This is a genomic window from Phenylobacterium sp. NIBR 498073 (assembly GCF_027286305.1).
Classification (GTDB): Bacteria; Pseudomonadota; Alphaproteobacteria; order Caulobacterales; family Caulobacteraceae; genus Phenylobacterium.
Genome location: NZ_CP114599.1, coordinates 212,248 through 235,014 on the forward strand (window position 1 = coordinate 212,248; position 22,767 = coordinate 235,014).

Sequence of the window (22,767 nt, forward strand, 5' to 3'; positions counted from 1 at the left end):
GACAGCGCTACCCTACTGGTCGTTACAGCTAGGACGGCACGAATGCCGAAGATCGCGCTCGATCCCCAATCGTTCGGTCGAACCGCCCGAGACGGCGAGCGTGCAGAGGTGAGTGGCCCCTGCGCGGCGCATCCGTTCCAGCTTATGATGCCTTTGGAGGCCGGCGCCGATGCGATCATCGAGGTTTTGGGCCTCGCCGATGTAGTCCGCGACCCAGCGTCCATCGGACCGTTGATGGCAGGCGATGTAGACGCCTGCAATCGGCCGATAGCGGGTTCCGATCGGGTGTAGGTAGGTCGTGTACGAGCGACCGCTCGCACCTTGCCAGAACACTTGCGTGTTCTGCTGGGCTTGCTGGAACATGGTCCAGGGTCTCCGGCTCAATGTGAGGCTGGACCCTTGACCTTTCGACCCTTCGGACTCACAGTCCAAAGTCTTGACGGCGATGTTCCCAGGCCCAGCCATCGGTTGGTTCGGGAACCTCCCAGTTTCGTGTGGGGGCGCGGCCAGTGGTCGTGCCCCCACGCGATTCTAAGCGATCCCGCGCAGCAGGCGGCGCCACAACCCTAGAGTCAAGCTCCTCAGCGCCCTTCGCCCCCTACATATTGTGGGTCGTTCGCATCACGTTCTCGTATATCTTGTGTTTCGGCCTAGTCGCGGAGCTTCATCACCTTCTCGCCATCGAGGCAGATAGACTGGAAGCGGTCAGCGAAGTTCGGGTGCTCGGGCGTGAAGATATAGCTCGCCGCAGCAATGAATGGCGTATCGCCAACATAGGCCCCGAGCGCGTTCGGGGCGTTGACGACCCCGCAAGCCGCGACGACCTCAAAGCCCCGCACCTTGGCGCGTACCGCCCAAACATCCCGAAACCGAGCGGCTTGGGGGTCGCGTAGCGACGCCTTAAAATTCTCGAACGACTCCGACGCCGCGAGGTAGGTGACCTCCTCCTTGCGCTGGGCTTCATCTCGTTTGGCCTGTTCGGCGTCGGCTACTCGCTGGACTTCGGCCTGACGCGCCGCAGCGGCTGCTTGCTCGGCCTCTTCGGCTGCCCTGGCGGCGGCGTATTGTTTCGGCGTCAAGATCGCCGCCGCGCGGTCCAGTACGAAGAACGTCCCCATCATCAGCAATCCGATGCCGAAGAAGAACCCGAGAATCTTCCCTGCCCAATCATTTTGGCTTGTCGTTGCCATAAACCCCTCCACCTGGAATGGGGTCTATTCTGCTCGTCGCAGGTAAACGGAATGGGCAATATAGATCCTAGAGCTAGTTGGGCGGCACCTGCTTCATCCTGCGAATGGAGTGGGAGGCGATCGTCGGCGCGAACATCCGCCGCCTGCGGAAGGCGAAGGGCCTTACGCAGGAGCAGCTTGCCCATGAAGCCGAGATCGCGATGCGATACATCGCCGGCGTTGAGCGCGGTGAGGAAAACCCCTCGCTCAGGTATCTGGTGAAGATCGCCGAGGCGTTGGAAGCTGAGCCAGCGGACTTGTTGCGCCGCGATCTCGAAACGGCGACGCGTAGGCGCTGCTAGGTCACCGCAAGGTACGCAACAATGATACCCGCCGCCGGACCCGTAAGCAGGAACGCCCATATGAATACGCGGCGAAAACGATAAGCGTCTAAGTCCTCGTCGCCAGTTTCCCTAATGATTGCGCGGATGAACCGCCCAATTGCAAACGTCGCGGCCCCCCCAAGAAAAAGGGTTCCCCATAGAAACGTCTCGCCCGCCACCCGCCACGATTGCGTCAGGATTCCTGCCGCCGCGACCGGCGCGATGAGGAGAATTAGGTGAAGCAACTTAGCCAGTGGCGGAAGTCGATCGTAGGCGTTCATGTGTCCTCAGGCGCTGACGATTTGGCCGGACAAACCAATTCTAATTACATCCGGGGCGTTTCGCCCCGATTTGGGGATTCTATTACTATCGTGCTTGGTCGCTAAGCGTTTCCATCTGATCGGAGGCGCGCGATGACTACCCGTAGCCGGAGTTTTGGTGAGCGGCCTCGACCGCCCGGCCGAACGCGCTCAGCAGCATCTCGGTCGCGATGGGCAGTAGATGTCGGAAACCGCTGGGAATCGAGCGGTCGGCATTTTGCGTATACGCCTTCACCAACTGTAAGGCGGTGGGAGACCAATCCCCAGGCGCCTCCTCGGCCGAGAGCAATGCCAAGCGGCCGATGATGGCGGTGCGAAACAGCTTCTGGCCCGACAACGGCACTCCGAGTTCGGCGATCGTGGCGTCGAGCTGCGGCACGAGCAAGCGCGCCGGCGACTGAAAGTAGGGCGGCGACCAGCCGATGATCTTCTCGTGAGGAGGATCGAAGAAGCTCATGCTAGTGGGCCGCCCGGCTGGCGGCGGTCGCCGCCTTCATCGCATCGGACGCGGCCTCGGCGGCTGCCTGTGCGGCATCGGCAGCTTCCTGTGCGGATTCTGCGGCGGCTTCCACCTCTGCGGACGGCGCGACTTTGGGGAAGCGGGCGACCTCGGCGCAGGACGCGGCCAGGTCCATCGTTGTCATCAAGCCACGATCCGACGCATTGGTTCTCTGGCCGGAGAGCGCGGTGCTGAGCGCCCACTGAAGCGTTTCAATCTGCTCGGCCGTTTGGATGCATTCAGTCGGCGCCTTCATTCGGCGCAGTTTAGTGATTGCGGCTTTGCATCGTTGCGCGTTGGCGCGTGCGTTGGCGGCGTAGTCCGGGTCGACCGCGCCAGCTTCCGCGAGACCCATGAGGTGGGGGGTGTCGTCGCTCATGCAACTCATTACGGCGGCTTGAATGGCTACCGGGGTTGCTGTCGCTGTCGGAGCACTTACTCGACTATCTTGACCGCAAGCCGCCAATGATCCGGCCGATGCGATTACGGCGAGAAGTCGAGAGGCTGTCGAAACGCGCAGAGTACCTTGGGTCGTCTTCACGTGCGCCTCTCCCTAGGACTTAACCAAAAGACGTGAGCGACCGGTGTTATTCGGCCAGCATCTTTTCAGCCGCTGCCGCTTCGGGTTCAGCTTGCTTACGCTCCATGAGGATGTCGTCGATGACTGTCGCGACATCGAAGCGCTCGTCGCACATTTGATGTAGGTCTCTGCTGGGAGGATTGGCAGCACCAGCCGCCATTGATCCATGCCAAAGATGAACCACCACGCCCTCTTGCTTCACGACTTCAACCGCTGGAATAACATCGCTGTCACCAGTGAAGATGGCAATTGACGTGACTTTTCCCTTCGCCGCGAGCAGGGCCATGTCAACGCCTAGCATCAGATCAACCCGCTTCTGCTGGAAGATCGGCCGTCCATTCTGGCCCACGCCAACCTTGGCGAGCTTTCCAAGTCGAACTTCGAAACGCGGCAGATACCTAAGCGCGTCCACGAACTTGACCTTCCTATCGTAGGCGGCCTTCTCCTCCTGTGTTGGAGGATCGCTCTGATAGGGCAGGCAATTGTAGTAGTAGGATCGCAGAAGGGCTTCGTCGCCAGCCATCTTCGCAGCCAGTTTTGCATAGTCGATGCGCTTGCCCGGATGCTCCCGCAGAAGCACCTTCTCGATATAGCCCGCATCAAAGAATACTGCGCACGCCGCCATTCGTTAGCCCACCCCATGTCGCGGCCATGAAAAAAGCCGCCCTGTGACAGGCGGCTCTTTGAAAATAAGTCTCTCGACGTCCCAAGGAACGCCGAGGTCCATAAGTAAGGCCTTTAAAGTAGCCCTCCGACCCGCCGCTGTCAAGAAATTCGTACCAGCGGTTGTAGCGTCAACGCAACTCCATTTCCCGCCCGGACGCCTGTTCAACCCGAGGGATGTCGATCGGCTACCGGCAGGTCGAATTTCCGTAAGCGTCTCGATAGCAGCGCACGGTATTTCCGCTGTTGTCGCGGTACGTCGAGTTCCCATAGTTGTCGGTGTAGCCTCGAACGGTGTTGCCGCTGTTGTCGCGGTACGTCGAATTCCCGTAGCTGTCGGTGTAGCCTCGAACGGTGTTGCCGCTGCTGTCGCGGTACGTCGAATTCCCGTAGCTGTCGGTGTAGCCGCGAACGGTGTTGCCGTTACTGCCGCGCCACGTCGAGTTCCCGTACGGGTCGGTGTAGCCACGGGTCGTATTGCCATTTCCATCTCGGCACGTCGTGTTGCCGTAGGCATCGCTGTAGCAACGCGATTGAGCGTTAGCTTGTCCGGCCACGGCCAAGACGCTCACCGCCCAGACTACGCCGATCATCGGCAGCTTCATTGCGCAACTCTCCCTGACCCCAATTGTCAGCTTCACCATAGCGCGCGATGGCAAAGCTTGCCAGCTTTGGTCGAGAGCGAGGCTGGTGCGCTGGACGCGCGCTTATTCGTCTGAGACCTCGGGAAAAGATGACTCCGCTCGGATCGGCTCGGCCGGCTGTGGCAGTTCGTAGCCGCTCAAATCCAGCACCATCATGTCCATCGCCACCATGCACTGAAGCATAAAGGTGGCGGAGAAGGTGCTACGCGCGACCTTGTTTCGAAGGCTGCGCTCATTCTCGATGATCCCGATCCGGGCGAACCGCTCGACCAATTCAGCGTAGCTGATCCCCCGCTTGGTCATCTCCGTGCGGATGATCCGGTGCGGCATGTCGGTCCAATTTTGCATCTTTAGCGCCGATATTGGGGTGAAAGCATCGAATATGATGCTTTTGCGCTTGACGTGAGCACCGCCGCCGCAACATAAGCATCGATATTGATGCTTCTGCACGGAAAGGCGGGTTGCGACAACACTTTCTCCTCAGCGCCAAAGCGCGGTCCCTGAGTCTTCGGGAGGTTGCTCGCATGAGCGAACCCGAAGCCAAGGCAGCGTTCCGGGCGGTCCGCTTCGCGGAAAACGGGGGAGAGCCTTTCTGTCCTCACTGCGGCGCTGACGCCGTCTATGAGTTCAAGAGCCGCGCGATCTTCAAGTGCAAGGCCTGCGAGAAGCAATTCTCGCTCACGTCCGGCACGATCTTTGCCAGCCGGAAGCTGTACTTCGCAGACATCCTCACCGCGATCGCGCTCTTCGTGAACGGCGTGAATGGCGTTGCCGCGCTGCGGCTGAGCCGCGAACTCTGCATCAACTATCGAACCGCCTTCGTGCTGACCCACAAGCTGCGTGAGGTGTTCGGCGCCATGGCGACCGCTGAACAACTAACCGGCGTGGTCGAGATCGACGGCGCCTTGGTCGGCGGATCGAAGCGTCTCGGTAACATCGGGAATAAGGGGAAAAGCCCTCGCGCGCCGAAAAACGGCAAGGAGCGGAGTGTCGTCAGTCTGCGCGAACGCGGCCAAGGTGGGCGTACCCTCACCTTTGTCGTCGGTCATGAGAAGGATGCGCTCGCGGCGATCCTCAAGCACGTCCACCCCAGCGCGACGGTCGTGACCGACGAGGCCGGTCACTGGAACGTCCTGCACCTCCATTTCGACAAGGTGCATCACGTCAACCACAGTCAGGTGTGGTCGCAACGGAATGGCGTCCACACGAACATCGTGGAGAGTCTGAACTCGCGTCCCCGAGCGGATGAAGGACGACGAGCACTTCGCAGATCTGACCTGCATGGTTGAAGATCGGACTGAGCTGATACTCGCACCAAGCATAGTCGCCGGCCTGCGTGGCGAACCGGCATTGGCCGAAGGGCTCGCCCTGCTTGGGCGGCTTCGCCGCCCAAGCTCTCTTGAAGGCATCGATCCATCCGTGATCGTCCGGATGGACCAGGCCGTGGATGTCCTCGCCGACTAGATTTTGCGACGTCTGACACAGCCGGCGGGCGGCGGGGTTCGCAAAGAGGATCGTTCCCCCGTCGCCCACGCCGAGCACCATGTCGCGAGTCCGGCTCATCAGTGCGGACAGCCGTTCGGCTTCGGTGGCTCCCACGCGTCGCTTTCGATAGTCCGACGCGGTCATCCCGTAGGACTGCCGGAACCAGCGCGAGAATGTGCTGATGCTGGAAAAGCCCAGCTCAGACACCAAGCGGGTGAGCGTATGGTCTTCCCGGCGGATGAGAATCTCGACGGCCTCCATGCGCGATCGGTCGATCAGTTCGGAGAAGGTGAGCCCGTGAGCCTTTAGGCGTCGCTGCGCGGTGCGACGCTCCACACCAAGCGCTGCCGAAAGGCGCTCAAGGGTGCACTCGCCGTCCGGCAGCATTCTGGCCGTCAAATCTCGAATGTCGTCGAGCGAGATCGACGGACTTGCGGATCGCGCCGAGATGACCTTCTCGATGCGGTCCAAGCTCTCTGGATCGCTAAGCGGAGCTATGTAGGGTTGGCTCTTGTCGAAGATGTGCCCATCAAACTCGCGATCGAATTCAACGGAGCCAAAAATCTCCCGATAAGGCGTCTCATCCGCGGGCCTCGGCCTTGAGAAACAGGTCTTGTATGGCCGCCAATCTCGTCCCAGAAGTCCTCGAAGGAAGATCGCCGAGTTGGCGAGGTTCAGGTCGATAAAGAAAGGATTGCTCGCTAGCGCCTGCATTTTCAAGCCGCGCTTCAAGATTAAGAACTGGCCGACCTCCTCTACATGGTTCCATTCAGTATTGTTCTGCAAATGCGCATTGCGCGCGTAAAATTTAATCACGTCGGCCACTGTCGGTTGCGCGCGCAGGCCGTACTGCAATTGAGGAACGACCACGGGCGAGCCCATGCTCTTCTCAATCTGTTCGGCGGCCCGCAAACCCAAATCCCGCCTTCCGGAGCGCGCTGCCAGCAGGTTTAGCGCCTCACCCGCCACCTGAGCTGGAATTTTGGCGAGAGGGTCCATGAACTCCGCGGGGATTGCGAGTTCGTCGCGAATGGCTCGCCAATCCATCGCCAGACCGACCGCGACTTGGGAGATCGCGATCAACACCGACCCACGAACGAAATGGGAAATCTCCCCCGAGCCTTCAGGCTCCCGATCTATCACGCCCATCGCCTCCCGCCTGGGTGAACCATGTCATGGATCGCATGGAAGGCTAGCGCGCTGAACATGCGCGCTATGACAGATCGAAATTGGGCGGCGCATTCGCCCCGGCCGGGCCGCCGCCATCGGGATTTTGACCGCGCGCGCGGCCCAATGGCCATGCAGCGCTCGCTGTCCGTACTGGATCGACCTTTGCTCCGATCTGCCGATCTTTTGCCAAAGGCGACATTCGCAGTCGCGTGGCCCCTTACCATGGACTTCGCCCTGGGCACCCCCCGAGTCGTCTCAGGCGGTCTGGAGCGCTTTCGGGTTTCGAATCGGTCGCGCAGTTGCGTAGACGCCCTCTTGGGCGAGCAATGAAAACCTAAAGTAGAATTTGAATTCACGCCTCTTCGTCCTGGGTGGATAAGTATTCGTGATTTCAATGAGTAAGTGGATTGCCAAGGGCGAAGACGAACTGCCGCACTGTTTGGCCCTGCAACCCCTGTTTCCTGCCTGAGAATTTGATCCGGGGATCGCCGCGCCCCGCAAGCGCCGCTTGAGAGGGCCGCTTCGGCGACGTCGTTAATCTCCGCTTCACCAGCCGAACCCTGATTGGGAAGGGCGTCCGCACTGTTAGGCGGGCCGAGACCCGAGCGATTGATGTCTGATAGCCACGACAGTTCCGCCAACATGCAACGCGCCTTGCGTAAGAGCGAGGCGCGTTTCCGCGAGGTGGTGGAGTCGGCGCCGAGCGCCATGGTGATGATCCGATCGACCGGCCGGATCGAGATGGTCAACAGTCAGGCCGAGGTCCTCTTCGGCTACTCGCGCTCGGAGCTGTTGGGGCGGCCGGTGGAAATCCTCGTGCCCGAACGGCTGCGTAACGACCACCCCAAGCTGCGGGGTGCCTACTTCGGTCGGCCGAAGTCGCGCCCGATGGGCGTGGGGCGAGACCTGTATGGGGTGCGTAAGGACGGCAGCGAGTTTCCGATCGAGATCGGCCTAAATCCCATTGAGACAGATGAAGGCACGATGGTGCTCTCCGCCATTGTCGACATCTCAGCGCGAAAACGGCTCGAGCGTAGGTTTCGTCAAGTCGTCGAGTCAGCCCCCAACGCGATGGTCATGGTTCGTCCCTCCGGCGGCATCGAGATGGTCAACAGTCAGGCCGAAAAGGTCTTCGGCTATTTGCGCGAGGAGTTACTCGGGAAGCCGGTCGAGATGCTCGTCCCCGAGCGATTCCGCGGCCGACATCCGCGACTACGAGAAGGCTTCTTTAACGACCTTCAGCAGAACGCGCGCGACCAGCGGTTACGCCGCAATCCGGTTCATGTGGCTCAGGGGCGAATACAGCAGCTGATGGTGGCCGGCCAGGCGCGTGCCGACCAATGGGAGGAGTTCTAAGGCCTGCGACTATTTCCGTATTCAGCGCCAGTACCTCAAGCATGGCTCGCTAATTCGATGGCTCGCGGCGCTCCCGATACCAGCGCAGATTTCCCCGGAAATATTCCGTGCGGCTCGACGCCTATATCCAAAGAGATGGTAGATGAAACATCGTGGTTGGAGGGTTGGATCAATCCGATTTTCGATCCGTATGGGGTGGCGAGCTAGGAAGCGAGCGTATCGGAGGATGGTTTGGCTATTCTGAAGTGCCTGTGGCCTTTCCGGGCGACCGCCAAGAGCATCCCTCACCGCATCAAGGTTCAAGGTGGGTATCTCGGCCCAAGCGGAAGCGTGCCGGCGCCACCAAAGGGCGGGAGTGCCTTCAGGCAGGGCCCTGTTACTCCGCCAAGTCCGCCTTCCAGACCGTAGCGATCGTCCTAAGGGGTTCGACTACCTCTTTGGCTGCCCGCAGCCAACCCGACCGGCCCCCCGCGCCGCGCTCTAGCCCGTTGGCCACTCGCCCGTTGGCCTAATCTGCAAGCTCTTTCGGATCACTACGCCATCTCGCCTAATCTCTAGATCGAGTGCTTGCCCCCACGGCATAGCCGCGTTGTAGCTCGCGAGATCATAGACCGGGCGCCCGTTCACCTGAAGGATGACGTCGCCAGGCAAGATGTCGCTAAGGAAGCCCGGCGATCCCGTTCGAATGGCCACGACGACGAGGCCGCGATTCGTGCCGTATCGGCGGGCCTCATCAAGATCGAGCGGCCGCACGCGTAAACCGTAGCCCTTACGTGGTATTGGGGCCAAGAAGATCGCCGATTGATCATACCGATCGACAGAGTACGGGACATAGTTCGTCTGCGAGCCGTAGGTCGTCGTTGTGCCCGAGTAGGTTCCGCTTGCCGACCCGCCATAACCGAAGATTTGCGCGGTGCCGTTGGAATATGTCGTTGTCGTGGTTGGGGTCGTGATGGGCAGCGTTCCCGAGATCGTGCTCGCATATTCAGCCGACATGATGATGCGCGTCGCGCCGACCTTCTTGGCTTGCCCGACGGCGCCGCGAGCGCCTTCCTGCGGACCGTTAAAGCTGGCTTGGCCGAGCGGAGAGTAGCCGTCGCGGAACGCGATCAGGACATCCTTGAGCGGGTCGCCGGTGCTGACTTGGACGCTGGGAGTGGCACCCATCACTGGCTCAGGAACGATGGTTTGGCCTGTATAATCAACGGGCTGATAGAACTTGCTGTAGCCACTAGAGCATCCGCTCAGCAGCGCCGCAGCGCAGATTGCCGCCAATAACCGCATCCGTCCCCCCAACCCTGACGCGCAGATACTCCCCGAGCGCGCGATCCGCGACAATTGAGAATTTCGCATAGTGGTGCGCTTTTCGCTCTGGCCGAACAATGCGATCATCGCGCAGCCTCCTAACTGGACGCCACATGCAGCTCGATTTCGCCGCCCACGAAGGCCTCACCAGCGCAGGTGACGCATACAACCGGCTCGACGTTTGCTTCCTGTGTGACCATAGCCATTCTGAAGCGAGCCCCGCCATCGGCCTGCTCTGGCTTGGATCGCTCTTCCAGCTCCCAGAGCATCTGCGGCGGCGGCTGGTCGACCGAATTCGACGCCACTGTTCGCGCGTGTTGATCAAATGGTGAGAGCTTGAGCTGGGAGCTGTCCTTGTTTTGCCCCCACGCCGAGTTCGGACTTAGGCTGCCATAGCGTGTGCGGGTCGACTTCACCGACGGGAGTTCCGCTCGCGTGCATGAGGGAAGAGTGACCCGCTGCCGTTCTGATCGACGCACGACGGCACTTTCAGATCCCAATCGGTCGTTGGAGTATTGGCCGCCCCGCAACGGCTAACCCGCTGCCAACTGCTGTTTGAGGTTTGACGCCGCAGCTTAGGCGGCCCTAGCGGACCCCTTTTGGGCAATCGTCTTTCAGAGGCAAAAACGACTGCAACGGCACCGTTGCGTGGATTTAACTTGCAACCAACTATCACAGTGATAGTTGTGATACCCCGGGGGACAAATGGGACCAGGCCAATGGTCGACTGGCAAGGCGACGCAGGAGATCAACGCATGCGCAAAGAGCGCTTCGCTGAACATCACCTTCGTGAAGCCCGTCAAGGACCGGCTTCGCGAGCGCGGGCTGATTATGGGCGACGCGCTCTATGTCCTCCGTCGTGGTTTCGTCCTTGAGGATCCAGGGACCACCACGCGACCTGGCTTCTTCAAGTACCTGATCGAAGCCACAACACCGAACAGCGAAGGCCGTACCGTGGGGATTCTAGTAATCCCCGATGGCTGCTGCATGCTTAAGCTTACCGACGTAAAATGGAGAGATGAATTATGAAGAGGCTGGATTACCGCTACGACGAATGCGGCCTCGATAACGTCATTCTCGTCGGCCTTGAAGTCGTTGAGGATGACGTGGGCGATAGCTCCATTACGATTCATAACGTCGATGGACTTCAGCGCGCGATCGTCGAGGGCATAGCGAAGAAGAAGACTGGCATTAGCGGCCGTGAACTTCGTTTCGCGCGTACCGAGCTCGGTTTGACGCAGGCGGAGCTGGCGATGGTGGTTAGCAAGGATGTCCAAACCGTAGGCCGATGGGAGCGTGGCGAGTTTCCGATCGACCCGACGGCCGAAACCGTCATTCGTGTGCTGGCGCTCCAACACGTGGAGGCCGCGTTGCCGGCCGTGGAACAGATGGCCTCGTGGTCGGTGGCTTCGTCGGGAGAACCTCCGATCTACATCGACGCTTCCGATCCGGACAATTGGCGACCGATGCCAATGGCGGCCTAGAACATCCGTTGTCCTTTTGAGCCCCGCTTCGGCGGGGCTTTTTCGTATCGGCTCGCCCGCCCTGGAACTATCACAGTGATAGCTCTATTGCGCTCCGCCTATCATGGTGATATATCCGCTTTGGACTATCATGGTGATAGGTCGCATGGAGAGCATAGCGATGACGAAGGCCGAAGACGCCAAGCCGCCGAAGAAGGATGAGACCCAGGTCCACGTCCTCCACGTCGGCGACCTGGCGAAGAAGAACTTCAAGGTAAGTGAGCAAATCCAGCTGCAGGCGCTCTGGGATCAGTCCTATGGGGTAGCGTTCTAGGCTCTCCCATGCAGCGCCTATCCGCGTTGCGAGAGACCGCACCAGGAACATCGCCTGTGCAAAGGCTGGTAGGTTTGAGAGCCCGTCTTGATCAAGGGCGTTTAGCGCCAAGATCAGGAGGCGCTGAAGAATTTGGACGTCATTGGCCGCCTGTCCCGATACCAGGAAGAGTTGGACCTCGTTCTGAGGAACGAGGGCTAGGTCGCCCTTCTTGAACGAGAGCGGATAGATCGTTGCTTGCATTCGAGCTTGGCCCTGGGTCGAGGCGAGCAGCTTGGGGGCTGAGCCTAAGACGATCGGCCTGTCCTCCATCCTGCTCGGGCTCATACACTGTTCCTGTAGACGCATGCACTGTTCGAGCGGCGCATCGTCTCTTCCCGTTGCACATCTCCTGTCAGGGACGCTCACTTCTTCCGAGAGACATCTTCTTCTTCCCTTTCACACCGCCGCCGGTCAGGGCGGCCATGCTGGCCGAGTGGTGCGGGGTGCGGAAGGGACGGGCGCGGGTCAACTCGCCCTTGGCGATCAGTCCGGCCACCGAATGGACCATCGAGGTCTCCAGCAGCTCGGCCGGCGACAGCGGCGGCAAGAGGCCGGGCAGCCGCGCGGCCATCATCGATTTGCCCGAGCCGGGCGGGCCGCAGAACAGCAGGTTGTGACCGCCGGCGGCGGCGACCTCCAGGGCCCGCTTGGCGTTCTCCTGGCCCTTGACGTCGCGCAGGTCTGGGACCCGCTCGCCGTCGAGCATGGCGCCGGGCCTGGGCGGGGCGAGCACCTGGGTCCCACGGAAGTGGTTGACGACCGCGACCAGCGAAGGCGCGGCCAGCACGCGGGTTTCACCCGCCCAGGCCGCCTCTGGCCCCGAGGCTTCCGGACAGATCAGGCCGAGCCCGAACCCGCCGGCCGCCACCGCCGCCGGCAGGGCGCCGGCGACCGCGACGATGCGGCCGTCGAGCGACAGCTCGCCGATCGCCGCCCACTCGGCCAGGGCGTCGGGCGGCAGCACACCCATCGAGGCCATCACCGCCAAAGCGATCGGCAGGTCGTAGTGGCTGCCTTCCTTGGGCAGGTCGGCGGGGGCGAGATTGACGATGATCCGGCGGCTGGGCATGGCCAGGCCGAGGCCGGCGAAGGCGGCGCGGACCCGCTCGCGGCTCTCGGCGACGGCCTTGTCGCCGAGGCCCACCAGCATGAACTTCACCTCGCCGGTGGTCAGCTGGACCTCGACGTCGACGCGGCGGGCCTCGACGCCCTGAAAGGCTACAGTGACGACGCGGGAAGCCATGCCAACCCCTAGAAATGGCTCAACTTATCCACAAGCCCAGCACGCCGCGCGGGCCGGATCAAGAACAAAAGTCGAACTTTTCAGGAAGGTGAGACGATTCCGCGACTTATGCGTGTCTCTTGGAGTTGCAACCTAAGCCGTTGTGCGTGCGGCTTCAATAGCGTCCCAGAGAATCGCCGCCGCATTGACGCCGGTGAACCGCTCCAGCGCCCGCGCGCCGGTCGGCGAGGTGACGTTGATCTCGGTCAGATAGTCGCCGATCACGTCGATGCCGACGAACATCAGGCCGCGGCGCTTCAGCTCGGGGCCGATGATCTCGCAGAGCTCGCGGTCGCGGGCGGTGAGCTCGACCGCCTCGGCGCGGCCGCCGACCGCGAGGTTGGAGCGGATCTGGCCGGCGTCGGGCACGCGATTGATCGCCCCGACCGGCGCGCCGTCGACCAGCAGGATGCGCTTGTCGCCCTTACTGACCGCGGGGATGAACTTCTGGGCGATCACCGGCTCGCGGCCGATCATCCGGTGCAGGTCGAGCATGGCGTCGAGGTTGGGATCGTCGGCCAGCAGCCGCGCCACCCCCGAGCCGCCGCCGCCGTAGAGCGGCTTGAGCACGATGTCGCCGTGGCGGGCGCGGAAGTCATAGATCGCCTCGACGTCCGAGGTGATCACGGTCGGCGGCTGCACGCCGGGGAAGCCGGTGACGAACAGCTTTTCCGGCGCGTTGCGCACCTCGGTCGGGTTGTTCACCACCAGGGTCTTCGGGTGGATCACGTCGAGGAAGTGGGTCGAGGTGATGTAGGCCATGTCGAACGGCGGGTCCTGGCGCAGCAGGACGACGTCGAACTCGGAGAGGTCGACCAGCTCCCAGTCGCCGAACCTGGCGTGGTCGCCCTTGACGTCCTGGACGGTGACCGCACGGCCGCGGGCCAGCACCTTGCCCTCTTCCAGCACCAGCCGGTCGGGTGTGTAGACGAACATCGAGTGACCGCGGACCTGGGCCGTCAGCATCATCAGGAAGGTGGAATCGCCTTCGATCTTGATGGCCTCGAGCGGGTCCATCTGGACGGCGACCTTCAACGACATGGCGGGCTCCTGAACGGCGAAGGTGTCTGAGATAGGCCGGGAGGGCGCAGAGCGCCAGCGCGCAGCGTACTGTTGCTGTCATCCCGGTATCGGCGCGGCCGAAGACCGGGACCCATTCGCGCCTGCGCTTCAAGGCATGGCGAGGCCGCGCCGCATCCTGATCCATCCGGTTTTCATGGGTGCCGGACAGCCGCTCTGCGGCTTCCGGGATGACACGTGGGGTCAGTTCAGCCGCAGGCGGACGCGTTCGCGCTGGGCGCGGGCGGCCAGCGCCGCGCCGCCGTCGAGGGTGCTGGCGTGGGCCAGGGCCTGGAGGGCGCCGGCCAGCGCGCCCTGGCCCTCGCGGGCGGCGGCGACGTCGAGCCAGGGCCGGTGGTCGAGCGGGTCGAGCAGGGCCCGGCGCAGGGCGGCGCGTTCGGCGCGGCCGAAGTCGCCGGCGGCGGCGGCGCGGGCGAAGACATTGTTCTGCAGCCGGATCAGCACCGCCCGGTCGCTGGCCGGGGCCATCAGCCGGTCGAGCCGGTCGGCGACGTTGGGGGTCAGGCCGGCGTGCAGGGCGCGGCGGGTGAGCTCGGAGGGCAGCACCACGCGGCCTTCGCTGAACGGGTCGAGGGCCAGGGGCCCCTCGAGCGTCTCGATGCGCAGCAGGAAGTGGCCGGGGAAATCGACGCCCTGGACCGACAGCCCACACTTGCGCGCCACGTGCAGGTAGAACACGCCCAGCGCCACCGGCAGGCCGCGGCGGCGTTCGGCGACCGCCACCACGCAGGCGTTGTCGGGATGGTCGTAGGTCAGGAGATCGCCGGTCAGGCCGAGGTCGCCGGCCAGGGTCTCGGCCAGGGCCTCCTCGGGGCTTTCATTGCGCAGCCGCGCCGAGAGCCGCTCGACGCCGAGACCTGCGAGGTCGAGCGCCGCCCGCGGATCGCGGGCCGGGTCCTCGTGCACGGCGCAGGCGACCGCGGCGTCGAAGAGCGGGAAGCTCTCGTCCGCGGCCTGGCCGGCTTCGCGCAGCAGATTTTCGGCGTCCTCTTGGGTCATCGCGCTCGGAATTATGCGCCCTTCCAGGCATCAGGGGCGTGAACCGGAAGCCGTCCGGGCGCCAGGGCGATCAAATCGAGCCGAACGGCGATATTTTGCAAGCTCGGCCGACGTGCGGCGATTGCGCGCCCCGCCCGCCGCAGCCGCTCGCGCTGGACGTCGGAGACCGCTTCGAGCGCGGCCTGGAGGGAGGCGCGCTGCTTGACCTCGACCACCGCCAGCACCCGGCCGCGCTGCGCCAGCAGGTCGATTTCCCCCTGCGGCGTGCGCAGCCGGAAGCCGAGAATGCGATAGCCCTTGGCCATCAGCCAGAGCGCCGCCCAGACCTCGGCTCGGCGTCCGGCGGTCCGGGCCGCCGCCCCGCGCGCCTGTCGGACGACGTTCACTTCTGCTTGAGCTCCATGGCCCGGCGGTAGAGATCGCGGCGCGGCAGGCCCAGCGCCTTGGCGACCTCGGCCGCGGCGTCGGCGGGTTTCAGGCGGGTGAGGGCGTCGGCCAGGGCGGTGTCGGCGTCGGCGGCGGTGGCCGCCGCCTCGCGGCCGGGGCCGACCAGGATCACCAGCTCGCCCTTGGGAAAGTCCATCTTGGGATCGGCGGCCAGCTCATCCAACGGGGCGCGGGTGACGGTCTCGTATAGCTTGGTCAGCTCGCGGCCGACGGCCGCCTCGCGCGGACCGAACACCGCGGCCATGTCGGCGAGGCTGGAGGCCAGGCGCGAGCCGCCCTCGAAGAACACCAGGGTGGCGCGGATGCCGGCTAGCTCCTCGAAGAACGCCCTGCGTGCGGCGCTCTTGGGCGGCGGGAAGCCGGCGAACAGGAAGCGGTCGGTGGGCAGGCCGGCGACCGACAGCCCGGCCAGCAGGGCCGAGGCGCCGGGGATCGGATAGACGGCCGAGCCCTGGGCCACCGCCTCGCGCACCAGCCGGAAGCCGGGATCGGAGACCAGCGGCGTGCCGGCGTCGGAAATCTGGGCGATGCGGCCGCCCTCGGCGAGCAGGGCCAGGGCCTTGGGGCCGCTGCGGTCGGCCGAGTGCTCGTCATAGCGTTCGACCTTCTTTGACAGGCCGTAGGCGGAGAGCAGCTTGGCGGCGACGCGGGTGTCCTCGGCCAGCACCAGGTCGCAGCCGAAAAGCACATCGAGCGCGCGCAGGGTGATGTCGCGCAGGTTCCCGATCGGCGTCGCCACAACGTAGAGGCCGGGATCGAGCGGGGCTTCAGAGAGGGGCGGTGGGGGCGGGTGACGCGACATGGGGCAAGGCTTCGCCGGTTATCGCTCAGGTCGCAAGCCTGGAGGTGACGTGGTCGAGCAGCAGGCGGCCCTCTCGCGTGGCGCGCAGGCGGGCCCGGTCGGGCGCAATCAGGCCGGCGGCGATCAGGTCGGTCACCTTCGGATGGTCGGGGGTAAGACCGAGGGCGGCGACCTCGTCGAAGCCGACGCCCGGCGCGATGCGCAGGCCGGCCAGCAGGCGTTCCTCGGCGGCTTCGACGGCGCTCAGGGTCTCGCGGGTGGCGAAGGTCGCCCCGCCAGTCTCGCGCGCGGCGATGTAGTCGGCCGGCTTGGCGTGGGCGAAGGTGGCGGTGCGGGCGCCGTCCAGGGTCAGCCGGCCATGCGCGCCGGGGCCGGCGCCAACATAGTCCTGGCCGGTCCAGTAGACGAGGTTGTGGCGCGAGCGGGCGGCGGCGCCGCGGGCGTGGTTGGAAACCTCATAGGCTTCGAAACCGGCGGCTTCGAGCACCGCCTGGGTGGTCTCGTAGAGTTGGGCGGCGGTCTCCTCGCCCGGCGGGACCAAGGTCCCGCGGCGCACGGCGCGGTCGAAGGCGGTGCCGGCCTCGATGGTCAGCTGATAGGGCGAGACGTGCTCAGCCCCGAGGTCGATGGCGGCGCGCAGCTCAGCCTGCCAGGCGGCCGGCGTCTGGCCGGGGCGGGCGTAGATCATGTCGACCGACAGCCGCGGAAAGCTGGCGGCGGCGACCTGGGCTGCGCGGCGGGCCTCGGCGGCGTCGTGATTGCGGCCGAGCAGGGCGAGGCTCTCGTCGTCCAGCGCCTGCAGGCCGAGCGACAGGCGGTTGACCCCGGCGTCGGCGAAGGCGGCGAAGCGGCCGGCCTCGGCGTCGGTGGGGTTGGCTTCGAGCGTCACCTCGACCGCGCCGGCCGGGGTCCAGAGGCGGCGGGCGAGCGCGATCAGCTCGCCGGCCCAGGCCGGATCCATCAGCGAGGGGGTGCCGCCGCCGAAGAAGATCGAGACCAGCTCGCGCGGCCCGGTCAGGGCGCGCTGGGCGGCGAGGTCGTCGGCGATGGCGCGGACCAGGGCCGCCTGCTCCTCGCCCCGGCCGCGGTCGCGATAGACGTTGAAGTCGCAGTAGGGGCAGATCTTCGCGCAGTAGGGCCAGTGGATGTAGAGGCCCAGTTCGGCGGTCAAAGCAGCGCGGCCTTCAGCTTGGCGAAGGCCATGGCGCGGTGGCTGATTTGGTCCTTGGCGACCGGGTCCATCTCGCCGAAGGTGATCTGGTGGCCGTCGGCGACGAAGATCGGGTCGTAGCCGTGGCCGCGGTCGCCGCGGCCGGGGAACACCAGCGTCCCGTCGACCCGGCCCTCGACCACCACCGCCGGCCCGTCCGGCCAGGCGACGGCGAGGGCGCAGGTGAACCAGGCCGAGAAGTCCTCGGCGCCGACCTCTTCCAGCCGTTGCTCGACCTTCTTCATGGCCCCTGCGAAGTCCTTCTCCGGGCCGCCCCAGCGGGCCGAATAGATGCCGGGCGCGCCGTCCAGCGCAGCGACCGACAGGCCGCTGTCGTCGGCCAGGGCGATCAGGCCGCTGGCCTTGGCCGCGGCGCGCGCCTTCAAGAGGGCGTTGCCCTCGAAGGTCGCTTCGGTCTCGTCGGGTTCGCCGAGGCCGAGTTCGCCGGCGGTGACCAATTCGAAGCGGTTGTCGAGGATCGCGGCCAACTCGCGGGCCTTGCCCGGATTGTGGGTGGCGACCACCAGCTTGGCGCCGGGTTCGAGCTTCAGGGCCATGGGCTTCTACCTGGAAACGAGGGGGCGGAACGAAGGGCGGCGGACCATAGTCCAGGGGCGATCATGCTGCATTGCAAAAGTTTAATATCGTTTTTCGATGTTTCGTTTGATCGAAAAACGACGATTGGCTATTGAAAGCCAAGCTTTGCAGCGCCATGTGCTGCGGCGCAACATAAGAAGAAAAGGAACTGTCTCCATGTTTGTGTCCACGATGTTCGACCGCGCCCTGATGATCGCCGCGGTGCTGATGGCCGCCCTGCCGATCGCCGCCTTGGTGACGGGCGGAGCTTTCGCCTAAGCTCGCCTGGCTGCGAGAGGACGGAGAACGGCGATGCGCGCCCTGGGGCCCGGCTCGGTATCGAGCTTTCTGAAGATCATCCTCGACGTGGTGTTCTTCGCCCTGTGGATCGGCATCGGCGCTGTCGGCCTGATGATGCTGGCCGCCGTCCTCTTCAGCTTCAATCCCGAGCTGATCAAGAACATGTCGATTCGGACCGGCGGCGGCACCGAGATCGACGCCGGCGGCCCGGTGCTGCTCGGCGGCCTGGCCGCTGCCGGCCTCTATCTCGGCGGCGTGCTGGTGATCGTCGAGCGGCTGCGCCGGATCTTCGCCACCCTGACCGCCGGCGATCCCTTTCATCCCGAGAACGTCCGCCGTCTGCGGGTCATCGGCCTGGTGCTGGCGGGCCTGGAAATCGGCCGCTATGTGATCTACGGCCTGGGCGCCTGGGCGCTGCCCGACGCGGCGATCTCGCAGCCGGAGTTCAGCCCGACCGCCTGGTTCTCGGTGCTGGTCGTGTTCGTGCTGGCCGAGGTGTTCCGTGAGGGCGCGCGCCTGCGCCGCGAAGCCGAGCTGACGATCTGAACCCATGCCCGATCTTTCGAACGTCTCACGCATGGTCAGTTCTCTCGGGTCGCGCTCCCAGACGGCGAACCGGTTCCCACTTCGCCTGGGAGCGCTCTGATGCCGATCCGCGTCAACCTCGACCGAGTTTTGCTGCAGCGGCGGATGTCGCTGACCGAACTGGCCGACCGCGTGGGCGTGACCATCGCCAACCTCTCGATCCTGAAGACCGGCAAGGCGCGGGCGGTGCGGTTCTCGACCCTTTCGGCCCTGTGCCGCGAGCTGGACTGCCAGCCCGGCGACCTGCTGATCTACGAGCCAGGTCCTGACGACGCGGGCGACGACGATTTCGAATAGCCTGCGCAACGCCGTCGCACCGGCGCGCGCCGATTGGATCAAAGCCCCGTTCGGGGGCTAGTGTGCACTTTCGCACGACCAAGTAGGAATTTCCGCATGCTGCTGCACCTGTCGACCTGGCAAGAGATCGAAGCCTATCTGCTACGCTCCAAGACGGTGGTCGTGCCGATCGGCTCGAACGAGCAGCACGGGCCGACCGGCCTGCTCGGCACCGACTGGCTGTGCCCGGAGATCATCGCCCACGAGGCGCAGAAGAGCTCGGACCTGCTGATCGCCCCGACTTTCAACATCGGCATGGCGCAGCACCACCTGGGCTTCCCCGGCACGATCTCGCTGCGCCCGACCACCTTCATCGCCGCGATCGGCGACTGGTGCCGCTCGCTGGCCGGCCACGGCTTCGAGAAGATCTATTTCCTGAACGGCCATGGCGGCAACGTCGCCACCATCGAGGCGGCGTTCTCCGAGCTCTACGCCGAGGCCAGCTTCGGCAAGGTCGAGCGCGGCTTCGCCTGCAAGCTCAAGAACTGGTGGGAGCTGAAGGGTGTCAACGCGCTGGCCAACCGACAATTCCCGGTCGGGCACGGCAGCCATGCCACCCCGTCGGAGATCGCGGTGACCCAGTGGGCCTATCCGGACGCCATCAAGACCGCGGACTATTCGCCGCAGATCGCCCCGACCGGGCCGATCCGCGAGGCGCTCGACTTCCGCGCCCGCTATCCCGACGGCCGCATGGGCTCGGACCCGGCGCTGGCGACCCCGGAAAAGGGCGGCGAGCTGGTGACGCTGGCCGCGCAGAACCTGGTCGACGACGTCGCCGCCTTCGCCGCCGAGTCGTTCCCGGCGCGGGGGTAGGGGCTCCGGATTTTCCTCTCCCCTGAGGGGAGAGGAGTTTTCTGGCCGCGTTGAGGCTTGGCGCGTTCCTGAACCTCAGCGCCGCCGATAGAGGGGGCCTAGGGACAAGGCCTGGGAAGACGATTCATTTTGGTCAGGCGGTGAGGATCTGGCCGTCCACGACCTGGACCGGCCAGGGGGTGAGCTTCTGGTCGGCGCAGGGGCCGACGACGCAGAGGCCGTCGAGCGGGCGGAACAGGGCCGCGTGGCCGCCGCAGAGGATCAGGTCGCCCTCGCGGGTCAGGTAGCGGTCGTCCCAGGCGGCCAGCGGCCAGCCGGCGTGCGGGCAGCTGTCGACATAGCCGCGGATCTGCCCGCCGACCAGGACCACGAAGCCGGCGAACATCTTGCCGTCCTCGCGGAAGCGGAAGCCCTTCGAACCGGGATCGGCCAGGTCGGCGAGCGCGCAGAGCGCGACGCCGGGACCCGGCCGGGCCGGATTGTCGGGGCCGTCGCGCATCAGCTCGCGAAGCCGCCGAGGCTCGGCTTGAAGGCGGTGATCTCGACGCGCTGGAAAAGGCCGGCCTTAGCGTAGGGGTCGTTCGCCGAGAAGGCGCGGGCCTGCTCGATGTCGTCGAACTCCATGATCAGCATCGAGCCGATCATGCCGCCGTCCTCGCCCAGCAGCGGGCCGCCCAGCTTGATGTGCGCTTTGAAGCCTCCGGCATAGGCCAGGTGCGCCTCGCGGTTGGCGAGCCGCAGCTCCAGCGAGGCCGGCTTGTCGAGGCAGTGGATGGCGAAGATGCTCACGGGCGTTCCTTTTAGCGTTCGGATCTGATCGGGCGCGACAGCAGGCCGGCGATGGCCTCGTCGACCTGGGCCTGGCCGGCCAGGATGGCGGCGACGGCTTCGCAGATCGGGGCCTCGACCTCCAGCTTGCGGGCCAGGGCGACGACGGCCGGCGCTGAGGCGACGCCCTCGGCCACCGAGACCTTGCCGGCCAGCGCCTGCTCCAGGGTCTGGCCGCCGCCGAGCGCCAGGCCGACGCTCATGTTGCGCGATTGCGGCGAGGAGCAGGTCAGCACCAGGTCGCCGAGGCCGCAGAGGCCGGCGACGGTCTCGGCCTCCGCGCCCAGCGCCACGGCCATGCGGGTCATCTCGGCGAAGCCGCGGGTGATCAGGGCGGCATGGGCGCTGCGGCCCAGGCCCTTGCCCTCGGAAATGCCGCAGGCGATGGCCAGCACGTTCTTCACCGCCCCGCCGATCTCGGCCCCGATCATGTCGGTGGCCAGGTACGGCCGGAAGGTCGGCAGGCTGAGCGCGGCGGCGATCTGGAAGCCGATCTCGTCGTCGGGGCAGGCCAGGGTGACGGCGGTCGGCAGGCCACGGGCGACGTCGGCGGCGAAGCTGGGACCCGAGAGCACGGCCGGGAGCGCCTGGGGCAGGCCCTCGTCCAGCACCTCGGTCATCAGCTTCAGGGTGCCCTGCTCGACGCCCTTGGAGCACAGCACCATCGGCACGCCGGCGCGGGCGTGGGGCCGGAAGGCCTTCAGGCTGGCGCGGAAGTGCTGGGCCGGGGTGACGTTGAGCACGAAGTCGGCGGCGCGCAGCTCGGCGAGGTCGCCGGTCGCCCGCACCGGGGCGTCGAAGACCACGCCGGGCAGGAAGGTCTTGTTCTCGCGGCTCTCGTTGATCGCGCCGACCACCTCTGGCTCGCGGGCCCAGAGCGTGGTGGAAAGGCCGGCGCGCGCGCAGACCAGGGCGAGCGCGGTGCCCCAGGCTCCGCCGCCGATGACGCCTGCGGTCTTCATGCCTTGGCTCCCTTGCGGCCGAAAGCGTGGGTGGGATTGGCGGCGGCCGCCTCCGGATCCAGCGGCCAGCGCGGCCGGGCCGGGGCGTCCAGCGGGTCGGATATGCCGAGCGCCAGGCGCTCGGCCCCGGCCAGGGCGATCATCGCCGCATTGTCGGTGCAGTAGGCCAGCGGCGGCGCGTCGAAGCTGAAGCCGTGCCGTTCGGCGATCTGCTGCAGGGCGGTCCGCACGGCCTTGTTGGCGGCGACCCCGCCGGCGACGACGAAGCGCAGCGGCTGGCCCGAGCGCTCGGCGGCGTAGGCGATCATGGCCCGTTCGGTGCGCTCGGAGAGCTGGCGGGCGATAGCCGCCTGGACGGCGGCGGCCAGGTCGCGGCGTTGGGCGTCGGTCTCGACCGTGGCGGCGAAGCGGGCGGCGGCGGTCTTCAGGCCCGAGAACGAGAAGTCGAAGCCCTTGCGGCCCAGCAGGGCGCGCGGCAGCTCGTAGGCCGCAGGATCTCCGCCCTCGGCGAGTTTCTCCAGCGCCGGGCCGCCCGGATAGGGCAGGCCCATGGACTTGGCGATCTTGTCGAAGGCCTCGCCGGCCGCGTCGTCTATGGTCGAGCCGAGCCGCTTGCAGGCCCCGACGCCCTCGACGCTGAGCAGTTGGCAGTGGCCGCCGGAGACCAGCAGCAGTAGGAAGGGATAGGGGATGTCGGCGGCCAGCCGGGCCGAGACCGCGTGGCCTTCCAGATGATTGACCGCGACCAGCGGCAGGCCGCGGGCCAGGGCCACCGCCTTGCCGAACGACAGTCCGACCATCACCCCGCCGACGAGGCCGGGGCCGGCGGTGGCCGCGACGCCGGTAAGGTCGCCGTAGCCGAGGCCGGCGGTCTTCATCGCCTCGGCGGCGACGGCGTCGATGGTCTCGACGTGCGAGCGGGCGGCGATTTCGGGGACCACGCCGCCATAGGGGGCGTGCAGGGCGAATTGAGCGCCGATCACCGAGGACAGCACCTGGACCTGGCCGTCGCCGCCCAGCCGCACGACCGACGCGGCGGTCTCGTCGCAGCTGGTTTCGAGGCCCAGGACGGTCAGCGGCTCTGTCAACTAAGGGCTCCCGCCGGTTGCGGCATTCGGTCCGGTCCTATAGGCC

The 22,767-nt window shown here is 65.4% G+C and carries 29 protein-coding genes and 2 pseudogenes; 10 read left to right on the forward strand and 21 right to left on the reverse strand.

The window, feature by feature from the left end; translation table 11 throughout:
- Nucleotides 1–12 precede the first annotated feature (12 nt).
- Together O4N75_RS01060 and O4N75_RS01065 are read right to left on the reverse strand one after the other, a co-directional pair.
- A complete protein-coding gene (locus O4N75_RS01060) occupies nucleotides 13–363 on the reverse strand; it encodes a hypothetical protein (protein WP_269627560.1) in 351 nt (116 codons plus the stop codon).
- Between the two features lie 287 nt (nucleotides 364–650).
- On the reverse strand, nucleotides 651–1,190 hold the full coding sequence (locus tag O4N75_RS01065) for a hypothetical protein (RefSeq protein WP_269627561.1): 540 nt from the start codon (nucleotides 1,188–1,190) through the stop codon (nucleotides 651–653).
- A gap of 77 nt (nucleotides 1,191–1,267) precedes the next feature.
- On the opposite strand from O4N75_RS01065, the gene O4N75_RS01070 reads away from it, so the two are divergent.
- The gene (locus O4N75_RS01070; protein ID WP_269627562.1) at nucleotides 1,268–1,531 is read left to right on the forward strand and encodes a helix-turn-helix transcriptional regulator; all 264 of its coding nucleotides are present in this window, start codon (nucleotides 1,268–1,270) and stop codon (nucleotides 1,529–1,531) included.
- Here the strand turns inward: O4N75_RS01070 and O4N75_RS01075 are convergent.
- From O4N75_RS01075 to O4N75_RS01100, 6 genes are all read right to left on the reverse strand, one after another.
- Entirely contained in the window at nucleotides 1,528–1,833 is a 306-nt protein-coding gene (locus tag O4N75_RS01075; protein ID WP_269627563.1) for a hypothetical protein, read from the reverse strand. The two genes, O4N75_RS01070 and O4N75_RS01075, sit on opposite strands and share 4 nt — an antisense overlap.
- A gap of 136 nt (nucleotides 1,834–1,969) precedes the next feature.
- Nucleotides 1,970–2,329 carry a hypothetical protein gene (locus tag O4N75_RS01080; protein WP_269627565.1) on the reverse strand — a complete coding sequence of 120 codons (360 nt, stop codon included), beginning with the start codon at nucleotides 2,327–2,329 and terminating at the stop codon, nucleotides 1,970–1,972.
- Nucleotide 2,330: 1 nt separating this feature from the next.
- On the reverse strand, nucleotides 2,331–2,750 hold the full coding sequence (locus O4N75_RS01085) for a hypothetical protein (protein ID WP_269627566.1): 420 nt from the start codon (nucleotides 2,748–2,750) through the stop codon (nucleotides 2,331–2,333).
- Nucleotides 2,751–2,958: 208 nt separating this feature from the next.
- Entirely contained in the window at nucleotides 2,959–3,576 is a 618-nt protein-coding gene (locus O4N75_RS01090) for an NYN domain-containing protein (RefSeq protein WP_269627567.1), read from the reverse strand.
- Between the two features lie 226 nt (nucleotides 3,577–3,802).
- On the reverse strand, nucleotides 3,803–4,219 hold the full coding sequence (locus tag O4N75_RS01095; RefSeq protein WP_269627568.1) for a hypothetical protein: 417 nt from the start codon (nucleotides 4,217–4,219) through the stop codon (nucleotides 3,803–3,805).
- Between the two features lie 102 nt (nucleotides 4,220–4,321).
- Nucleotides 4,322–4,606, reverse strand: coding sequence for a DUF6471 domain-containing protein (locus tag O4N75_RS01100; RefSeq protein ID WP_269627570.1), 285 nt, complete (start codon nucleotides 4,604–4,606; stop codon nucleotides 4,322–4,324).
- Nucleotides 4,607–4,719: 113 nt separating this feature from the next.
- Between O4N75_RS01100 and O4N75_RS01105 the strand changes: the two are divergent.
- Nucleotides 4,720–5,499 (forward strand): annotated as a pseudogene (locus O4N75_RS01105) (IS1595 family transposase); the annotation flags it as partial.
- On the opposite strand, the gene O4N75_RS01110 reads toward O4N75_RS01105, so the two are convergent.
- Nucleotides 5,423–6,892, reverse strand: coding sequence for a helix-turn-helix domain-containing protein (locus O4N75_RS01110; RefSeq protein ID WP_348649514.1), 1,470 nt, complete (start codon nucleotides 6,890–6,892; stop codon nucleotides 5,423–5,425). The pseudogene O4N75_RS01105 and the gene O4N75_RS01110 overlap by 77 nt on opposite strands.
- A 633-nt stretch (nucleotides 6,893–7,525) precedes the next feature.
- Here O4N75_RS01110 and O4N75_RS01115 point away from each other — a divergent pair.
- Nucleotides 7,526–8,269 (forward strand): PAS domain S-box protein, encoded by a 744-nt coding sequence (locus tag O4N75_RS01115; protein ID WP_269627571.1) that lies wholly within the window; start codon nucleotides 7,526–7,528, stop codon nucleotides 8,267–8,269.
- Between the two features lie 480 nt (nucleotides 8,270–8,749).
- Here O4N75_RS01115 and O4N75_RS01120 read toward each other — a convergent pair whose 3' ends face one another.
- Nucleotides 8,750–9,661: a PDZ domain-containing protein gene (locus O4N75_RS01120; protein WP_269627572.1), complete on the reverse strand. Its 912-nt coding sequence runs from the start codon at nucleotides 9,659–9,661 to the stop codon at nucleotides 8,750–8,752.
- A 26-nt stretch (nucleotides 9,662–9,687) separates the two neighbouring features.
- On the opposite strand from O4N75_RS01120, the gene O4N75_RS01125 reads away from it, so the two are divergent.
- From O4N75_RS01125 to O4N75_RS01140, 4 genes are all read left to right on the forward strand, one after another.
- Complete coding sequence (locus tag O4N75_RS01125) at nucleotides 9,688–9,906, forward strand: hypothetical protein (protein WP_269627573.1); 219 nt, start codon at nucleotides 9,688–9,690, stop codon at nucleotides 9,904–9,906.
- Nucleotides 9,907–10,279: 373 nt separating this feature from the next.
- The gene (locus O4N75_RS01130; protein ID WP_269627575.1) at nucleotides 10,280–10,603 is read left to right on the forward strand and encodes a hypothetical protein; all 324 of its coding nucleotides are present in this window, start codon (nucleotides 10,280–10,282) and stop codon (nucleotides 10,601–10,603) included.
- Complete coding sequence (locus tag O4N75_RS01135) at nucleotides 10,600–11,058, forward strand: helix-turn-helix domain-containing protein (protein WP_269627576.1); 459 nt, start codon at nucleotides 10,600–10,602, stop codon at nucleotides 11,056–11,058. The genes O4N75_RS01130 and O4N75_RS01135 overlap by 4 nt, the downstream gene beginning before the upstream one ends.
- Before the next feature lie 160 nt (nucleotides 11,059–11,218).
- Nucleotides 11,219–11,371 (forward strand): hypothetical protein, encoded by a 153-nt coding sequence (locus O4N75_RS01140; RefSeq protein ID WP_269627577.1) that lies wholly within the window; start codon nucleotides 11,219–11,221, stop codon nucleotides 11,369–11,371.
- A 430-nt stretch (nucleotides 11,372–11,801) separates the two neighbouring features.
- Here the strand turns inward: O4N75_RS01140 and O4N75_RS01145 are convergent.
- The 7 genes and pseudogenes from O4N75_RS01145 to rdgB all read right to left on the reverse strand — a co-directional run.
- A pseudogene (locus tag O4N75_RS01145) lies at nucleotides 11,802–12,656 on the reverse strand (ATP-binding protein); the annotation flags it as partial.
- 132 nt (nucleotides 12,657–12,788) lie between these two features.
- Nucleotides 12,789–13,736, reverse strand: coding sequence for a glutathione synthase (gshB, locus tag O4N75_RS01150; protein ID WP_269627578.1), 948 nt, complete (start codon nucleotides 13,734–13,736; stop codon nucleotides 12,789–12,791).
- Nucleotides 13,737–13,958: 222 nt separating this feature from the next.
- Nucleotides 13,959–14,774 (reverse strand): transglutaminase family protein, encoded by an 816-nt coding sequence (locus O4N75_RS01155; RefSeq protein WP_269627579.1) that lies wholly within the window; start codon nucleotides 14,772–14,774, stop codon nucleotides 13,959–13,961.
- Nucleotides 14,775–14,785: 11 nt separating this feature from the next.
- Nucleotides 14,786–15,160, reverse strand: a complete 375-nt coding sequence (locus O4N75_RS01160) for a YraN family protein (RefSeq protein WP_269627580.1) — start codon at nucleotides 15,158–15,160, stop codon at nucleotides 14,786–14,788.
- Entirely contained in the window at nucleotides 15,157–16,023 is an 867-nt protein-coding gene (rsmI, locus tag O4N75_RS01165) for a 16S rRNA (cytidine(1402)-2'-O)-methyltransferase (protein ID WP_269627581.1), read from the reverse strand. Before rsmI ends, O4N75_RS01160 begins: the two co-directional genes overlap by 4 nt.
- Nucleotides 16,024–16,048: 25 nt before the next feature.
- The gene (gene hemW, locus O4N75_RS01170; RefSeq protein WP_269627582.1) at nucleotides 16,049–17,194 is read right to left on the reverse strand and encodes a radical SAM family heme chaperone HemW; all 1,146 of its coding nucleotides are present in this window, start codon (nucleotides 17,192–17,194) and stop codon (nucleotides 16,049–16,051) included.
- On the reverse strand, nucleotides 17,191–17,790 hold the full coding sequence (rdgB, locus tag O4N75_RS01175; protein WP_269627583.1) for an RdgB/HAM1 family non-canonical purine NTP pyrophosphatase: 600 nt from the start codon (nucleotides 17,788–17,790) through the stop codon (nucleotides 17,191–17,193). Before rdgB ends, hemW begins: the two co-directional genes overlap by 4 nt.
- Before the next feature lie 331 nt (nucleotides 17,791–18,121).
- On the opposite strand from rdgB, the gene O4N75_RS01180 reads away from it, so the two are divergent.
- From O4N75_RS01180 to O4N75_RS01190, 3 genes are all read left to right on the forward strand, one after another.
- Nucleotides 18,122–18,655 (forward strand): DUF2975 domain-containing protein, encoded by a 534-nt coding sequence (locus O4N75_RS01180; protein WP_267234305.1) that lies wholly within the window; start codon nucleotides 18,122–18,124, stop codon nucleotides 18,653–18,655.
- A gap of 99 nt (nucleotides 18,656–18,754) precedes the next feature.
- Nucleotides 18,755–18,991: a helix-turn-helix transcriptional regulator gene (locus O4N75_RS01185; RefSeq protein WP_269627584.1), complete on the forward strand. Its 237-nt coding sequence runs from the start codon at nucleotides 18,755–18,757 to the stop codon at nucleotides 18,989–18,991.
- A 96-nt stretch (nucleotides 18,992–19,087) separates the two neighbouring features.
- The gene (locus O4N75_RS01190; RefSeq protein ID WP_269627585.1) at nucleotides 19,088–19,843 is read left to right on the forward strand and encodes a creatininase family protein; all 756 of its coding nucleotides are present in this window, start codon (nucleotides 19,088–19,090) and stop codon (nucleotides 19,841–19,843) included.
- A 133-nt stretch (nucleotides 19,844–19,976) separates the two neighbouring features.
- On the opposite strand, the gene O4N75_RS01195 is transcribed toward O4N75_RS01190, so the two are convergent.
- The 4 genes from O4N75_RS01195 to tsaD are packed head-to-tail and all read right to left on the reverse strand — an operon-like array spanning nucleotide 19,977 to nucleotide 22,721.
- A complete protein-coding gene (locus tag O4N75_RS01195) occupies nucleotides 19,977–20,342 on the reverse strand; it encodes a Rieske (2Fe-2S) protein (RefSeq protein ID WP_269627586.1) in 366 nt (121 codons plus the stop codon).
- Complete coding sequence (locus O4N75_RS01200; protein ID WP_269627587.1) at nucleotides 20,342–20,632, reverse strand: YciI family protein; 291 nt, start codon at nucleotides 20,630–20,632, stop codon at nucleotides 20,342–20,344. The genes O4N75_RS01195 and O4N75_RS01200 overlap by 1 nt, the downstream gene beginning before the upstream one ends.
- 11 nt (nucleotides 20,633–20,643) lie before the next feature.
- Complete coding sequence (locus O4N75_RS01205; protein ID WP_269627588.1) at nucleotides 20,644–21,633, reverse strand: NAD(P)H-dependent glycerol-3-phosphate dehydrogenase; 990 nt, start codon at nucleotides 21,631–21,633, stop codon at nucleotides 20,644–20,646.
- A complete protein-coding gene (gene tsaD / locus O4N75_RS01210) occupies nucleotides 21,630–22,721 on the reverse strand; it encodes a tRNA (adenosine(37)-N6)-threonylcarbamoyltransferase complex transferase subunit TsaD (RefSeq protein ID WP_269627589.1) in 1,092 nt (363 codons plus the stop codon). Before tsaD ends, O4N75_RS01205 begins: the two co-directional genes overlap by 4 nt.
- Nucleotides 22,722–22,767 lie beyond the last annotated feature (46 nt).

What these genes read in the sequence shown, in the direction of transcription:
- gshB (WP_269627578.1), bottom strand. Translation starts at nt 13,736, where the DNA reads ATGTCGTTGAAGGTCGCCGTCCAGATGGACCCGCTCGAGGCCATCAAG.
- O4N75_RS01095 (WP_269627568.1), bottom strand. Translation starts at nt 4,219, where the DNA reads ATGAAGCTGCCGATGATCGGCGTAGTCTGGGCGGTGAGCGTCTTGGCC.
- O4N75_RS01090 (WP_269627567.1), bottom strand. Translation starts at nt 3,576, where the DNA reads ATGGCGGCGTGCGCAGTATTCTTTGATGCGGGCTATATCGAGAAGGTG.
- O4N75_RS01195 (WP_269627586.1), bottom strand. Translation starts at nt 20,342, where the DNA reads ATGCGCGACGGCCCCGACAATCCGGCCCGGCCGGGTCCCGGCGTCGCG.
- O4N75_RS01120 (WP_269627572.1), bottom strand. Translation starts at nt 9,661, where the DNA reads ATGATCGCATTGTTCGGCCAGAGCGAAAAGCGCACCACTATGCGAAAT.
- O4N75_RS01140 (WP_269627577.1), top strand. Translation starts at nt 11,219, where the DNA reads ATGACGAAGGCCGAAGACGCCAAGCCGCCGAAGAAGGATGAGACCCAG.
- O4N75_RS01060 (WP_269627560.1), bottom strand. Translation starts at nt 363, where the DNA reads ATGTTCCAGCAAGCCCAGCAGAACACGCAAGTGTTCTGGCAAGGTGCG.
- O4N75_RS01135 (WP_269627576.1), top strand. Translation starts at nt 10,600, where the DNA reads ATGAAGAGGCTGGATTACCGCTACGACGAATGCGGCCTCGATAACGTC.
- rsmI (WP_269627581.1), bottom strand. Translation starts at nt 16,023, where the DNA reads ATGTCGCGTCACCCGCCCCCACCGCCCCTCTCTGAAGCCCCGCTCGAT.
- O4N75_RS01155 (WP_269627579.1), bottom strand. Translation starts at nt 14,774, where the DNA reads ATGACCCAAGAGGACGCCGAAAATCTGCTGCGCGAAGCCGGCCAGGCC.
- O4N75_RS01185 (WP_269627584.1), top strand. Translation starts at nt 18,755, where the DNA reads ATGCCGATCCGCGTCAACCTCGACCGAGTTTTGCTGCAGCGGCGGATG.
- O4N75_RS01075 (WP_269627563.1), bottom strand. Translation starts at nt 1,833, where the DNA reads ATGAACGCCTACGATCGACTTCCGCCACTGGCTAAGTTGCTTCACCTA.
- rdgB (WP_269627583.1), bottom strand. Translation starts at nt 17,790, where the DNA reads ATGGCCCTGAAGCTCGAACCCGGCGCCAAGCTGGTGGTCGCCACCCAC.
- O4N75_RS01190 (WP_269627585.1), top strand. Translation starts at nt 19,088, where the DNA reads ATGCTGCTGCACCTGTCGACCTGGCAAGAGATCGAAGCCTATCTGCTA.
- O4N75_RS01115 (WP_269627571.1), top strand. Translation starts at nt 7,526, where the DNA reads ATGTCTGATAGCCACGACAGTTCCGCCAACATGCAACGCGCCTTGCGT.
- O4N75_RS01180 (WP_267234305.1), top strand. Translation starts at nt 18,122, where the DNA reads ATGCGCGCCCTGGGGCCCGGCTCGGTATCGAGCTTTCTGAAGATCATC.
- O4N75_RS01065 (WP_269627561.1), bottom strand. Translation starts at nt 1,190, where the DNA reads ATGGCAACGACAAGCCAAAATGATTGGGCAGGGAAGATTCTCGGGTTC.
- O4N75_RS01085 (WP_269627566.1), bottom strand. Translation starts at nt 2,750, where the DNA reads ATGAGCGACGACACCCCCCACCTCATGGGTCTCGCGGAAGCTGGCGCG.
- O4N75_RS01125 (WP_269627573.1), top strand. Translation starts at nt 9,688, where the DNA reads ATGCAGCTCGATTTCGCCGCCCACGAAGGCCTCACCAGCGCAGGTGAC.
- O4N75_RS01110 (WP_348649514.1), bottom strand. Translation starts at nt 6,892, where the DNA reads ATGGGCGTGATAGATCGGGAGCCTGAAGGCTCGGGGGAGATTTCCCAT.
- O4N75_RS01130 (WP_269627575.1), top strand. Translation starts at nt 10,280, where the DNA reads ATGGGACCAGGCCAATGGTCGACTGGCAAGGCGACGCAGGAGATCAAC.
- O4N75_RS01205 (WP_269627588.1), bottom strand. Translation starts at nt 21,633, where the DNA reads ATGAAGACCGCAGGCGTCATCGGCGGCGGAGCCTGGGGCACCGCGCTC.
- O4N75_RS01080 (WP_269627565.1), bottom strand. Translation starts at nt 2,329, where the DNA reads ATGAGCTTCTTCGATCCTCCTCACGAGAAGATCATCGGCTGGTCGCCG.
- O4N75_RS01100 (WP_269627570.1), bottom strand. Translation starts at nt 4,606, where the DNA reads ATGCAAAATTGGACCGACATGCCGCACCGGATCATCCGCACGGAGATG.